The sequence below is a fragment of the Devosia sp. genome (assembly GCF_034675085.1).
Lineage (GTDB): Bacteria > Pseudomonadota > Alphaproteobacteria > Rhizobiales > Devosiaceae > Devosia.
Genome location: NZ_JAUCDN010000066.1, coordinates 1 through 13079, shown reverse-complemented (window position 1 = coordinate 13079; position 13079 = coordinate 1). Strand labels below are relative to the sequence as shown.

Genomic DNA, 13079 nt, shown 5'->3' with positions numbered 1-13079 from the left:
GCCCAGCACCTGCGCGGCGTAATCGCGCTCACGCACGGCGATGATGGTGCGTCCCAGGCGCGTGCGGAACAGGTTGCGCGCACCCAGGCAGGCCAGGAAGGTGACGATGGCGACGAAGTAATAGAGTCCGCGATCGCCCAGGCCGAAAATATCGACCGCCGGGAGGCTGAGGCCACGATCGCCGCCGGTCACGGCCGTCCATTGCTGGAAGACGAAGCTGAGGGTGAACTGGGCCGCGAGCGTCGCCACCGCCAGATAGACGCCCTTGATGCGCAGCGCCGGAATGGCGAAGACAAGGCCGACGACGAAGGCAGCCACGGCGCCCCCGATCATGGACAGCCAGAGCGGGGTGCCCCAGTGGATGGTCATCAGCGCGCTGGCATAGGCGCCCACGCCCAGAAAAGCGGAATGGCCGATGGACATGAGCCCGCCATAGCCAACGGTGATGTTGAGCCCCACCGTCGCCAGGATATTGATGGCAACCAGGCACCCCATATAGGTGAGATAGACCGAGCCGAAGGCGGGCAGCACCAGCATGGCGGCAGCCAGCAGCAGCCAGCCGGCGATCTCCCCGGCATTGGCGCGCAAAAAGGACGGGGCGGGCGCGCCCGGCGTGTTGTCGAGGACGCTCATATTCTTTCCACCCGCTGTTCGCCGAACAACCCGTTCGGCTTGACCATCATCACCACCAGCACCAGAAGGTAGGGCACGAAGCTCTGCCAGGACGAGCCCAGATACCAGCCGACCACGAATTCGAGCCAGCCGACGATGAGGCCGGCGACGACGACGCCGCCGACGCTGGTCATGCCGGCCAGCATGACCACGGCCAGCACGTTCATGGCGATGCTGCCCATTTGCGGGGTGACGCCGTTGACCGAGGCGGTGACGATGCCGGCAATGGCCGCGAAGATGCCAGCAAAAATCCAGGCCAGGCGGAAGACGCCGCGAATATCGATGCCGACGCTTTCAGCCGTCACCTGATCGGCGGAACTGGCGCGGATGGCGGTGCCGGCGCGCGAGAAACGATAATAGAGGATGAAGCCGGTGGCGATGAGCGCCACGATGAGCGCGCTCCACACCAGACGACCCGGAATGAGCATGTCGCCGAGGAAGAAGGGCTGGCGCGGCAGGATTTCAGGCATGGTGCGGGCATCGGGGCCCCAGATGAGCTGGGCGACGCCGCGCATGATGCTCGACACCCCGAAGGTGACCATGATGAGCACCACCGGCGGCCGCCCCAGAAGCGGGCGCGTCGCCAGGCGCTCGATGACAACCGCGAGAATAGCTGCGCCCAGCAGCGCCAACGGCAGGGCCATGAGCCAGCCGAGCCCGAGCTGCACGTCGAACATGTAGAAGAAATAGGTGCCGGCCATCATCATTTCGCCGGTGGCGAAATTGAAGACATTGGTGGCCTTGTAGACCAGCACGAAGGCCAGCGCGATGAGGATATAGACCGAGCCGGAAGCCAGGCCCAGAACCGAGATTTCGAGAAATTCCAGCATGGGGCGCCTCAGTCCTGACCCAGATAGGCGTCGATGACCGCCTTGTCGCGCTTGATCTCGTCGGGGGTACCCGAGGCGATGACCTTGCCGAAATTGAGCACGGTCACCTGATCGGACATGGCCATGATCGATTCCATGTGATGGTCGATGAGCAGCGCGGTGACGTCGGTGGTGTCGATGATGCGGCGGATATGGGCCGCCATCTGGCCTTTTTCAGTGTGGTTCATGCCGGCAAAGGGCTCATCGAGCATCAGAAGGCGCGGCGACATGACCAGTGCGCGCGCCAGCTCGATGCGCTTGAGCACGCCATAGGGCAGGCCCGAAACCGGCTTGTCGCGATAGGGGCGGATATCGAGCAGGTCGAGCACGCTCTCGTCGATGCGCGCGGTGGCCTCGATCTCTTCCCGCCGCGCCTTGCCCAGATAGACCATGCCGGCCAGAAGCCCGGCGCGCAGATGAGGATGGACACCGAGCTTGATGTTTTCGAGCACGCTCATGCCCGGAAACAGCGCCAGATTTTGAAAGGTGCGCGAAATGCCCAGATGGGCGCGCCGGCTGGCCGGCTGGGCCAGCAGGTCATGCTCCTGGAAGCGGATGGAGCCTTCGGCCACCGGATAGAAGCCCGAAATGGCGTTGAACAGCGTGGTTTTGCCCGCGCCATTGGGGCCGATCACCGAGGTGACGCGGTTTTGCGGAACATCGAGCGAGACATCGGTCAGCGCATTGATGCCGCCGAAGCGCACACTTACCCCACTGACCCGAAGAAAAGTCGATTGCTGCAATGAGACCCCCGGCGACAGATTTTTCGTTTCTATACCTGTCATTGACGAAACTTTCTGATGCAGACCGATCGGCGACAACCTCCTGCTTTTGCAAAGATCGTAGTCATGGAATGCAAAATCAGTAACAGATCGGCTTTGCTAGGCTGGCTGCAAAACTGGCGGGAGCGAGGCATGGTTCGGATCGGCGCGATAGAGATCGACTGGGTGGAAGAGGTGACGGTGTTCGATCCGCCGGAATTGTTCGCGCAAATGAGCGCGGACAAGCTGGCCCGGCACAGAAGCTGGCTCGAACCCGACTATTATGACGCCGAAAAAGGCTTTCACGTCGGCGTGCTGAGCTGGATCGTGCGCACGCCCAGCCGCACCATAATCCTCGACACCGGGGCGGGTAACGGAAAGACAAGGCCGACCTCGCCGCGTTTCGGCGGCTTGGACACCCCCTATCTTGCCCGCCTCGCCGCCAAGGGCATTGTTCCCGAAGCCGTCGACACGGTGCTGCTGACGCATCTGCATCTGGACCATGTGGGCTGGAACACGGTGATGCGCGATGGCGCCTGGGTGCCCACTTTCGCCAATGCCCGACACCTGGTCTCGGGAGTGGAGATGGAATTGCGCGACCCCGAGCGCGGGGCGGCGGCGCGCCCGCCCGCGAGCTGGCAGGTCTATAATGACAGCGTGCGCCCCGTGCTGGAGGCGGGGCTGATCGACCTCGTCGCCGGCGACGAGGATCTGGGCGAAGGGCTGACATTGATGCGGTTGCCGGGCCATTCGGCAGGGCAGATCGGGTTGCGCGTTGAAAGCGAAGGCCAGGTGGCCATGTTCATCGCCGATGTGGTGCACCAGCCCATCCAGGTCTATTTCCCGCATTGGAACTCGCGCTATTGCGAGGACCAGGACACCGCCCGCGAGACCCGCGCCGGTATTTTCGCGCGCGCGGCGAAGGAGAATGCGCTGCTGCTTCCCGCCCATTTCGGCGGCGATCATGGCGGCTATATCGAGCGGGCTGGCGAGGGCTACAGCTTTCGCCCGCTGCATAGCGAAGGGGCCGAGGCATGAGCGCGGTAACCCATTGCCAGGTCAATGGCGTATCGCTGCGCTCGGTGCTGGACGGGGCGGATGGCGGGGAGACGCTTATCTGCCTGCACGAGCTGGGTGGGAGCCTCAACAGTTTCGATGCGCTGCACGAGCGCCTTGCCAGCCGGCACAGGCTCTTGCGCTTCGACCAGCGCGGGGCCGGCCTTTCGGAGAAGGCCTCGGGCACGCTAGACATCGACACGCTTTGCGACGATGTGGCGGGGTTGCTCGATTTTTACGATATCAAGGCGCCGGTGGTGGTGCTCGGAGCGGCCGTGGGCGCGGCCATCGCCTGCCGCTTCGCCCTGCGCCATCCCGAGCGGGTGAAGGCGCTGGCGCTGGCGGCGCCGGCACTTCACATTCCCGCCGAGCGGCGGGCGGCAGGACACGACATGGCGGAGCGGCTGGACCGGGACGGCATGCGCGCCATCGCCGACACGGTGCTCTCCCGGTCCTTTCCCGAAGCGTTGTGGAGCAGCGAGGCGGAAAAGCAGCGCGCCATCGCCCGCTGGCTGGGCGCCGATCCGCAGGGTTATGCGGCGACCTATCGCATGCTGATCGAGTTGGAACTGGTGCCGGACCTGCACCGGATCGCCGTCCCCGCTCTGATCCTGGCCGGTATCGAAGACCCGCATGCCCCGCCCGCCTTTCTCGAAACGCTGACGGCGGCGCTTCCCAAAAGGCATCTGGTCTCGCTCGAGGCCGGCCATTTCATGGGCGTGCAATCTCCCGACACCGTGGCGGCGGCGCTCGGCGATTTCCTGTCGAGGCTTTGAGCATCAGGCCGGGCCGGCAGACCCATCATGAAGCGCGAAGACTTCGGGATGGCCGTCCAGGGCGAGAAAGCGCCGGGCAATCTGCGGATCGTGCCCGGGAATGACCCGCGCTTCCGTGCCGGCCAGCGCCAGGATGCGCTCGAAACCATCCAGCGTTTCAAGCAGGTCGGCAAAGAGCGGAAAGGCCTGCCGCTGCCGGAGGTTGCCCCAATAATGGGCGGCATCGCCCGCCAGAACCAGCCAGCCCGAGGCGGTGCGCACCCGCACCACTTGCAGGCCGCCCGAATGCCCGCCAATGCGATGCAGCCATACTCCGTCCCGCAACTGCACGTCGCCATCATGCAGGGTCATGCGCCCGGCGTGGAGTGCGGCGACGGCCTCGGCCACATGCGCGCCATCGAAGGCCAGGCGCAGCGTCGAATGCTGCATGGCGGGGCCAGTGGCATAGGCCATCTCGGTGGCCTGGAGATGAAACCGGGCCTTGGGGAAAAGCCCCAGCGCGCCGGCATGGTCCCAATGAAGATGGGTGAGGATGGTCGTCTCTATGGCTTCAGGCTGGATGCCGAAGGCGCGAAGGCACTCGTCGGGCGCCACGCGCAGAACGCGGTTGCGCCGCGCGGCGGCCTCGTGGGTGGCGCCGGTATCGACGAGGATGATCTCCTGGCCCTTGCGCAGCAGGAAGATGTAGTAATCCATGCCCTCGTCGAAATCGGCGGCGGGGGCCGCGCCGAGGTAGTTGGCCGAATGCATGCGGCTCTCGCGCGCAAAGCGCAGGGCGTACACCTCATAGGCGTCGGCCATGTCAGCGGCCCCGGAAAACCGGCGGGCGCTTTTCGACGAAGGCTCGCTGCGCCTCGGCGGCATCTTCGGAATAGGACAATTCGATGGTGACGCACTGCTCGAAGCGATAGCCATCGCGGTCGGGCATTTCCTCCACTGCGTTGAAGGCCATCTTGGCCTTGCGCACCGCCAGCGGGCTCTTGGCGGCGATCTGGCGGGCGATGTCCATCGCGGCGGGCAGCAGTTGCTCGCGTGTCGTCACCTTCTCCACCACGCCGAGGCGATAGAGCTCCTCTGCCGGCACGTTCTGGCCGGTAAAGAACATCATGCGGGCCTTGGAACGGGCAAAATGCTGGGTGAGGAACTTGGCGCCGCCGGCCAGGCCGACATCGAGCTCGGGCATGCGCACATAGGCATTGTCAGAGGCAATGATGATGTCGGCACAGGCCATCATGGCGTAGCCGGCGCCGATGGCGGCGCCATTGACGGCGGCGATCACCGGCTTGGCGCAATCGGTGATGGCATAGAAGAATTCGCGGGTGATGCGGTTGAGCCGCAGATAGGCGCCAGGCTGCTCCTTGCCCGCGCCCCCTGCCCGCTCCTTGATATCGGCGCCGGCGGAAAACACATTGCCCGCCCCGGTGAGAATGACCGCGCGCACATCCTCACGGTCGCTCAGGGCGTCGAAAATCTCGATCATCTCTTCGCGCGACTTGAGGTTCTGGGCATTCACGGGCGGCCGATCGAACGTGACGATGGCGATGGCATCGACGATCTCGACGCGGAAACAGGTGTAGGTCATGGCTCCTCCAGCCCGACCAGTATAGGGCGGGCGGCAGGCGGGAACGCGCGCAAAAGGCAGGAAGCAATTTTGCGCTTTCTGGAAAGACCGGCGGGATCTGCGCCCTGCTCCGCGTGCCCCAATGTCATGGCCCCTATCGGGGGCAGTCTTGCCAAAGCCGGCGGCGCGGGTGGATAGATAGCGGCGCGTAGCGGGATGGAGGAGCCTCTTGCGCCTGGATTATCGCCTGCCATCGGCGCCGCTGGGGGATTGGATCACCGTGCATGCCTGCGTCGGCGCGGTCGCAACGCCGGGCGCGCAGGTCCTCCCGGCAATGCTGCCCAACCTACATGTGTGGCTGGGCGGAGAGGGCCGCTACATCTTTGCCGACGGCACGGAAGAGGCGGCGCCGCGCATCGGACTGCTCGGCCCTACCAGTGCCGCCTATCGCATCGAGCTGGACGCCGGGGCAATGCTGGTGGCCACCGGTTTCCTGCCGGCAGGATGGCGGGCGCTGGTCGGCGCGCCGGCAACCGAATTCGCCGACCGGTTGATCGCGGCGGACCGGTTCTGGCCGCACCGGGCGCTGGACAGGCTCTTCGACCGCATGCTGGACACCGCAGGGGACGCGGAGCGCTGTCGGCTGGTGGAAGACTTCCTGGTGGCGCATGCACGGGACACGCCCGATCCGCTCGGGGCGCAGGGCGCCGCGATCGAGCACTGGCTCGAGACATCGGCCGGCCTCCGGCTCGACACGCTTGGCGCCCTGCTGGATGTGGGCCCGCGCCATATGCGCCGGCTCACGCTGGAGCTTTACGGGATTTCTCCCAAGACGCTGGCAATGAAATATCGCGCCTTGCGGGCCGCTGCCGCGCTGGCCCTGTACGGCCAGGCGGGACTGGAAGCGGCGGTGACGCCCTTTGCCGACCAGGCTCACCTCACCCGCGATTTCGGCCGTTTTGTCGGCTGGACGCCTTCGGCCTTCATCCAGCAAAACCAGAATGTCGCCGCCCGCACCCTGGAGGGGCGCAAAAGAGCCGGCGCCAGGCGCATATTGACGCTGCTGAGCTGAAGGCAAGTCCGTTTCGTTCAAGACGAAAGCCAAGCCGGATGCGAAAAATGGGCTCCATTCGCTTCGGAAGGTACGTCGATGAAAGCCCTACTCACTCCCATTCTGCTTTGCGCCGCGATGGGCACCGCCCATGCCGCCCCGGCACAGAACCAGATCACCGGGCTGGCGGGCGAATATGACCTCTGGGAAGATTTCGAAGGTGGGCGGGTGTGTGCACTGACGCTCACCGATGCGCCGACCATTGGCGGCGATGCGGCTGGAGGGGACGAGGACTGCATCGCCCAACTCGGGCTCGACGGCGATGTGTTTGCCTGGTTCATCGCCGAGGACGAGCAACTGGTTCTGGCCGATGCCATGCGCCGGGTGCTGGTGCGGTTCAATCTGACGGGGGACGGCGTTTATTATGCCATCCGGGCCGAGGAGGGGCTGGAAAACCTGGTGCTTTCGCCGCGCTGAGCGGCGGGGAGGTCAGTGCAGGATCTGCAAGGCCTGCTCGGTCGCGGCCAGGCCAGCGGCAGCATCGCCATGACCGGTAGCGGCGACGGCGCTGAAGATTTGCAACGCTTCCCGATAGCGCCGCAAATGATAGTAGCTCCAGGCGCGCAGCGTCAGCAGATCGTTGCGCTCGGGGGCGTAGCGGGCGCGCAATTCCAGGGCATCGAGGGCGCGCATGTAATCGCCCACCGAATAGGCGCTGGTGGCGCGCAGGGTCAGGATGGCGACATCGAGTTCGATCGCCTTTTCCCGGCTGAGCGGCGCGGCGGCTGCCGCCACCGACGCTTCGCTGGCCAGGCCCATGCGTACATAGGCCAGGGCCTGGCCATAGGCGGCGTCGCTGCGCGTCTTCTGGGATGGCGACTGCAAAGCCCGGGCGAAAAGATCGACGGCCTGCGCCGGCCGGTTGCCGCCCATCATGCACCAGGCCCGCGATTGAGCCGCCTCCGGGGACAGGCTGGCCGGGGGCACAAAGCCGGTGCAGGACGCGGCGGAGGACGATGAGGCCGAGGAGGAGCCGGAACTGGCGGAACGCTGCGGGCTCGTGGCCGAGCGCGCGGCCGGAACCGGCGCTATGGGCGAGCTGGCCGAATTCTGGCCGAAAGTGCTGATGCGCGCCGAGCGGCCGGACCATTGCACCTTGAGGGCGGTTACCGTGGCGGCATCGCCCAACGCGTCGGAGGCGACCAGAAGGCCGTAGGCGGCCGGCTCGAGATCGGGCTGCCAGCGCAGGGCGAGGGTGAACCATTCGGCGGCGGTCTGCGGCTGCTGGAAGGCATAGGCGTACCACCCCAGCTCCTGAGCGGTGTTGGCCGAGCGCCTCACCATCACCGCATCGACGATGCGCCCCAGGACGCCCCCGTCCAGGGTAACGCGCGGTTCGCCCGCAAGCAGCGCCGCAGAAGCGTCGAGATAGAGGGATCCCAGCGCGTCGCTGTCGTCGCGATAGTCCGCGAGCGTGCTTTCGGCGGCGGCGAAGTCGCGCAGGCGTAGATAGGCGACGCCCAGCCCCTCGGCCGATGCGGCGGAGGGATCGAGCTCGAACGCCTTGAGGAAGAGACGCCGCGCCTCATTGGCCCGGTTGGCGTCCAGATTGTAGTAGCCGAGCAGGCGCAGATCGTCAGGCGCATTGGTATCGGCGACATGCTGTTCGAACAGCGCCAGATCGGCGGCAGAGGGTGCCGCGCCATCTTCCTCCAAAGCGGCGGCGACCGCGCGCCGGGCCAGGTCGATGCGGATGGGCGCAAATTCGGGACGGCCATCGGCATCGGGCCGCTCCAGTGCCATGAGGCTGTCGAGATCGGCACGGTCGAGCAGGTCGGCAGCCTTCTGCATGGTGGCATAGCGCTCGGGGCCGTCGGTGCAGTTGGCCAGGATGTAGCGGTAGCTGTCCAGCGCCCGCTCGAGACGGTCGCGCCGGACGAAGGCCTCGGCCAGCCGCCAGAGATTATCGACGCTGGTGCAGACCAGAAGGTCGGGATGATTGGCGGCGACCGAAATGACCGTATCGTATTGACCGGCGTCGGAGGCGCTGCGCAATTGCAGGCCGGCCTCGCCCAGCGCAAGGCTCGCCAGCAGATCGGGCGAGGGCACGAAGCTCGGATCGGCGGCCTGCTTGGCGGCGATAGCGGCGCGGGCGGCGGCGTAGTCGCCGGCCCCGTAAAGATCCCAGATATCAATGATGCCCTGGTCGGGCGCATAGTCGTCGGCCAGGGGATCGGCGGGCGGCTCCCAGCCCGGATAAAGCCCGCGCAGCCGCTCGATTTCGCGTTGCAGGCGCACTGTATCGCCCTGACGGGCAAAGTAGCGCAGGGCCGTCTCGTCGGGACGGGCCGGCTGGGCGACGGCCTGGGCAACGAAAAGCGGCGCGACAGCTTCGGTCGGCATCGCCGCCGCAGGCGCGGCAGGGGTCCCCGACCCCGAAAGATTACGGAAGACCCAAGGCTGGCTCAGGCCGACATAGCCAAGGCCAAGCGCGGCGCCGAGCAGCACGATAACGGGAAGCCTGGCCATTTTCATACCTCCCCCGACAGGCAGTCGGTGCGCTGGCGGCGCAGATGGTCGAGCATCAGCAATTGCAGGGTTGCCGCGTAGTAGCTCGATGGCGTCATGGTTTGCAGCTCGACCGGCACCGGAGTGCCATTGAGGGCGCAATCCATGGCGGCGCGGATCAGCCGGTAGCCGGGTTCGCCGATGGGCTCCGTGGTGTTTCCACTCATCACATCGATCTTGGCGAGATCGGGCGCCGGAGCGTTTTTGAGAAAGGGCCGCAGGAAGGCCGGATCGAGCCCGGCGCGCATGAGATAAAGCGGGATGCGAATGCCGTTATAGCCGAATTCGGGCTCGAAGCCCGGTGCAGGCCGGATGGCGCCATCGGTCAGTTGCACCCAATCGGCAGGAATACCCGCGGGAGTGAGCGCGGCACGGCGCAGGATGTCGAGCCCGGTGCGTGTCTGCCCCTCCCAGCCGCTTCCCGGATCGACATCGGCAAAGGCCGGAAAGACCTCGAAGATCCAATAGGATGGATTGAGGATGGGGCCACCCTGTGCATCGGTAAAGCCTTCAGCGCCGGGCAGGATCGCCCGCAGCCCGTCGGCTTGGACCAAAAGGGTTTGCCCGATGGTCTTGACGATCGGGGTAGCCGCCGCCGCATAGGCGGGCTCATCCCAGAGCGCGGCGGCGCGCAGCAGGCCATAGGCGATGAGCATGTCGCCATCGGTGGCATTGTTTGCGTCGGTGATCGCGGGCACGCTGGCCGGATCCCAGCGCCACGCGGCCAGCCCATCGTCGCGCACCAGGAGGCTGGAGCCGGTAAAGCTCCAGATGCGCTCGAACATGGGCCGGTCATCGGCGAGAACCGAAAGCAGGAGGCCATAACCCTGGCTTTCGCTGTGGCTGATATCGCCATTGGCGGTATCGAGGACGCGGCCGTCTCCGGTGACGAAATTGCCGACATAGCTTTGCCACTCGCCCTGGCGAAACGCGGTGTCGGCAAAAGCGGGCTGGGGCATGGCGAAACCAACCATGGCAAGAAGGAGGAAAGGCTTCATTCGCGGCGCCCCACGCGGGAAAGCACCAGCGCCGTAGCGCCCATCAGCATGATGGAGGCCGCCGCGATCAGCGCCGTATAAAAAAGGATGCGGCCCGAAAACCAGTTGGCGGCGACCAGACGCAGATTGGCGAAGGAACGCGGCAGCGGCTCGGTCAGTTGCGCATTGTCGGCCGGGGTAACGACGGGATCGGCGTCATTGGGTCCGAAGGCGGCAAGACGCCCGGCGACCTGGCGCCATTTGGCCGTCTCAATGAGCCGTTGTGTGCCCAGAGTGAGGGATGCTTCGTCAGGCGCGGTCAGGACCGTCCATAGCCCCCCTTCGGGCTGGTAGCGCTGGGCCAGTGCAAGCGTGCCGGGGGGGGGGACGTAGCCCGGCTCAGCAGCCGGCAGAACGCGCAGATCCTCGGCTTTGAGCCCGATGCCGTCGCCCAACAGGTCAGCCAGCCATTGCACCGGATGGGCAGCCTCTCCTCCGAAGCGATTGAGGGCGTCGCCGTCGCCGGACATGGCGGCGGAAGTCCGCGTCAGCCCCATGCGCGAAAGGATGGGCGCGGGCAGGCCCGCATAGGGCGAGACAATGAGCGCATTGTCGGCAGGATCGAGGCTCGCCGCCTCCACCAGGCTGACGGGAGTAACCTTGCCCGAGGCCGTGGCCATGCGCGCGAGGAAGGCCATGACCGAGAGAACGGAGCCTTGATCGCGCGCCATCACCAAAGGCACGGATGCCGCATCGGCGTAGGGCGAAGCGGAGCCGGTCAGAAGCTTAAGGTCGGGAACCAGGGTCGCGCGTGCGTAATCGGGCAGGCGCAGGCGGCTGGTGTCAGAAAAGACGAAGCGCACCGGCGCTTCCCCGGTCCAGCCCGGACTGCATAGCGCATCGGATGCCGATTGCAGATTGACGGCAATCTCCATCAGATTGCGACCCGGCTGAAGGTGGGTCATGGGGATGCGGATGACGGTGTCGCGCAGCATGCCGCCATCGGTGCGCAGGAGGGGCGTGGCCGAAGCAATCTGGCCATTGACATAGACGTCGATCTCGCTGCCCGGCAACACGTCGGAGGAATAGGCCGCATCAAGGACCAGTTCCATCTCGCCATAGCGCTGGGCATAAAAATCGGGCGGCAGATCGAAACCGATCTGCTCGGCATAGCGCCGGCCGTTGAACTCGACCGTGGTCATGCCGAGCGCGGAGAGACTGATCTCGCTGCCGCCTTCGAGCAGCGGATGGGGATAGGCGAGATCGAGCCTGGGCCGGTCCGCTGCGGGCGCCGCCCGGCGGATCGCCTCGCCCGCCTGGGCTATGCTGGCCCAGTCGGGCCCGGAAATGACGAGCCTGTTGGCTCCCGAGCCTGACGGCAGGAGCATGGCCAGCGGCCCCTGGCTCGCCTGGGCGCGCAGAGCGTCGAATTCCACCGGCAGCTCGGACGCCGGGGCGACAAGCAGATCGAGCGCCCCTTCTCGATATTCGTCCGCCGGCCCGGCATCGGGCTCGATATGGAGTTCGGCCACGCGCCAGGCGATGGCCAGTTGCTGCACCAGGTCCAGCATGGCGCCGGTGGCCTGGGGAGACGATGGCATGGAGCCGCCGAGAAGCCGCAGGGTGCTGGCGCCGGCGCTATCCAGGCCCAGCGCCGCGAGATCGGCCAGATGGGTGATCCGGCCCAGCCCCTCGCCTTCGAAAACCAGGCGAACATCGGGGCTGGCCAATTGCGACCACAATTCATAGCTCGAGGCGATCGAGCAATCGGTGCGGTGCCTCTGGGTCGCCCGGAACTCGACGATATTGGCGCCCGCCTGCAGCAGGCCCGCCGGCACGGCGACATCCACCAAGCCCGGCGCGGCCGAAGCCATGACGGGCGTCGTCGCCACCTGCGTGCCGTTGAGCAGGACCCGCAGGCTGGAGAATTCCGGTGCCACCACCAGTGCGTTGAGATAGGAAAACACCAGGCGCGCCGGGGCCGCCGCCTGTTCTCCGGTGAGATAGAGGACGGAAGCCTGCCGGCTTTCCTCGCCCACCAGTTGCATGCTGGCGCCGGGGAGAAAATGCCGCTCGAAACCAGCCACGACCGGCTGGAGCGGTACGAGGGCGTCCGGCGGAGCGGCGGGGACCGATGGCGTCACCAGCTCGCGCTCGGGCGACATGTCGAAGGGCGCCGGCTGGGCCAGCGGAGCGGAAAGGGCCGTGCCCAGGATGAGGGAGACGAGAAGGGACCGCTTAATCATTGTTCGCGCCGCTATTGGCGCCGAAGCGCAGGAGGTATCCAAGGCCACGCCCGGTCTGGTAGACGGACTGCGCCAGGAAGCGCAGCGTGCCGCGAATGACCCCGATATTGACCTGGCGGGAGCGCTGGCGCTGCTGCCAGAGCGCCGAATTGGCGTAGAGCAGGTCGGCGATCAGGCGATAATCCTGGCCGCGCTCGGGCATGAAGCGGCAGCCCAGGACCACGCCCTTGCCCTCGGAAACGCTCGAGCGCACGAAGATGGACAGCTCGTTGAGGCCGATATCGGACAATGGGGTGAAACGCACGGTTGCGGGCGATCCCCGCCCCAACCCCGCCGCGCCCGAAGGCAGACGCACCGCCAGACCGCCGCTCGACACATTGATGATGGTGCCCCGCACCCACTCGCCATCGGCGCCGCGCACCTCGCAGCGCCGCTCGACATCGACACGGCGGCTGGAACGGGATTCGCGCCGCTCGGAGACCACGCCTAGCGCACAGCCGGCCAGGATAAGATTGAGGATGTTCCAGCCGCCCACCACCATG

The 13079-nt window shown here is 66.2% G+C and carries 13 protein-coding genes; 4 read left to right on the top strand and 9 right to left on the bottom strand.

Annotation, left to right across the window (positions count from 1 at the left end; all coding sequences use genetic code 11):
* From VDP82_RS06310 to VDP82_RS06300, 3 genes are all read right to left on the bottom strand, one after another.
* Positions 1-633 (bottom strand): branched-chain amino acid ABC transporter permease (locus tag VDP82_RS06310; protein WP_323014001.1); only part of this gene is annotated, 633 nt, incomplete at its 3' end.
* Entirely contained in the window at positions 630-1502 is an 873-nt protein-coding gene (locus VDP82_RS06305) for a branched-chain amino acid ABC transporter permease (protein WP_323014000.1), read from the bottom strand. The genes VDP82_RS06310 and VDP82_RS06305, both read right to left, overlap by 4 nt.
* 8 nt (positions 1503-1510) lie before the next feature.
* Positions 1511-2284, bottom strand: a complete 774-nt coding sequence (locus tag VDP82_RS06300; protein WP_323013999.1) for an ABC transporter ATP-binding protein — start codon at positions 2282-2284, stop codon at positions 1511-1513.
* 171 nt (positions 2285-2455) lie between these two features.
* Between VDP82_RS06300 and VDP82_RS06295 the strand changes: the two genes are divergently transcribed.
* Together VDP82_RS06295 and VDP82_RS06290 are read left to right on the top strand one after the other, a co-directional pair.
* Positions 2456-3340, top strand: coding sequence for an MBL fold metallo-hydrolase (locus tag VDP82_RS06295; RefSeq protein ID WP_323013998.1), 885 nt, complete (start codon positions 2456-2458; stop codon positions 3338-3340).
* Complete coding sequence (locus tag VDP82_RS06290; protein ID WP_323013997.1) at positions 3337-4134, top strand: alpha/beta hydrolase; 798 nt, start codon at positions 3337-3339, stop codon at positions 4132-4134. Before VDP82_RS06295 ends, VDP82_RS06290 begins: the two co-directional genes overlap by 4 nt.
* A gap of 3 nt (positions 4135-4137) precedes the next feature.
* Here the strand turns inward: VDP82_RS06290 and VDP82_RS06285 are convergent, their stop codons facing one another.
* Together VDP82_RS06285 and VDP82_RS06280 are read right to left on the bottom strand one after the other, a co-directional pair.
* Positions 4138-4935, bottom strand: coding sequence for an N-acyl homoserine lactonase family protein (locus VDP82_RS06285; protein WP_323013996.1), 798 nt, complete (start codon positions 4933-4935; stop codon positions 4138-4140).
* 1 nt (position 4936) lies between these two features.
* A complete protein-coding gene (locus VDP82_RS06280) occupies positions 4937-5716 on the bottom strand; it encodes an enoyl-CoA hydratase/isomerase family protein (RefSeq protein ID WP_323013995.1) in 780 nt (259 codons plus the stop codon).
* A gap of 208 nt (positions 5717-5924) precedes the next feature.
* Between VDP82_RS06280 and VDP82_RS06275 the strand changes: the two genes are divergently transcribed.
* Entirely contained in the window at positions 5925-6767 is an 843-nt protein-coding gene (locus VDP82_RS06275) for a helix-turn-helix domain-containing protein (protein ID WP_323013994.1), read from the top strand.
* Positions 6768-6845: 78 nt separating this feature from the next.
* Positions 6846-7223, top strand: a complete 378-nt coding sequence (locus VDP82_RS06270) for an AprI/Inh family metalloprotease inhibitor (protein WP_323013993.1) — start codon at positions 6846-6848, stop codon at positions 7221-7223.
* Between the two features lie 12 nt (positions 7224-7235).
* On the opposite strand, the gene VDP82_RS06265 is transcribed toward VDP82_RS06270, so the two are convergent.
* The 4 genes from VDP82_RS06265 to VDP82_RS06250 form a co-directional block, all read right to left on the bottom strand.
* Complete coding sequence (locus tag VDP82_RS06265; RefSeq protein WP_323013992.1) at positions 7236-9275, bottom strand: tetratricopeptide repeat protein; 2040 nt, start codon at positions 9273-9275, stop codon at positions 7236-7238.
* A gap of 2 nt (positions 9276-9277) precedes the next feature.
* The gene (locus VDP82_RS06260) at positions 9278-10312 is read right to left on the bottom strand and encodes a glycosyl hydrolase family 8 (RefSeq protein ID WP_323013991.1); all 1035 of its coding nucleotides are present in this window, start codon (positions 10310-10312) and stop codon (positions 9278-9280) included.
* Complete coding sequence (locus tag VDP82_RS06255; RefSeq protein ID WP_323013990.1) at positions 10309-12537, bottom strand: cellulose biosynthesis cyclic di-GMP-binding regulatory protein BcsB; 2229 nt, start codon at positions 12535-12537, stop codon at positions 10309-10311. The genes VDP82_RS06260 and VDP82_RS06255 overlap by 4 nt, the downstream gene beginning before the upstream one ends.
* Positions 12530-13079: PilZ domain-containing protein (locus tag VDP82_RS06250; protein ID WP_323013989.1), on the bottom strand; the 550-nt coding region annotated here is incomplete at its 5' end. The genes VDP82_RS06255 and VDP82_RS06250, both read right to left, overlap by 8 nt.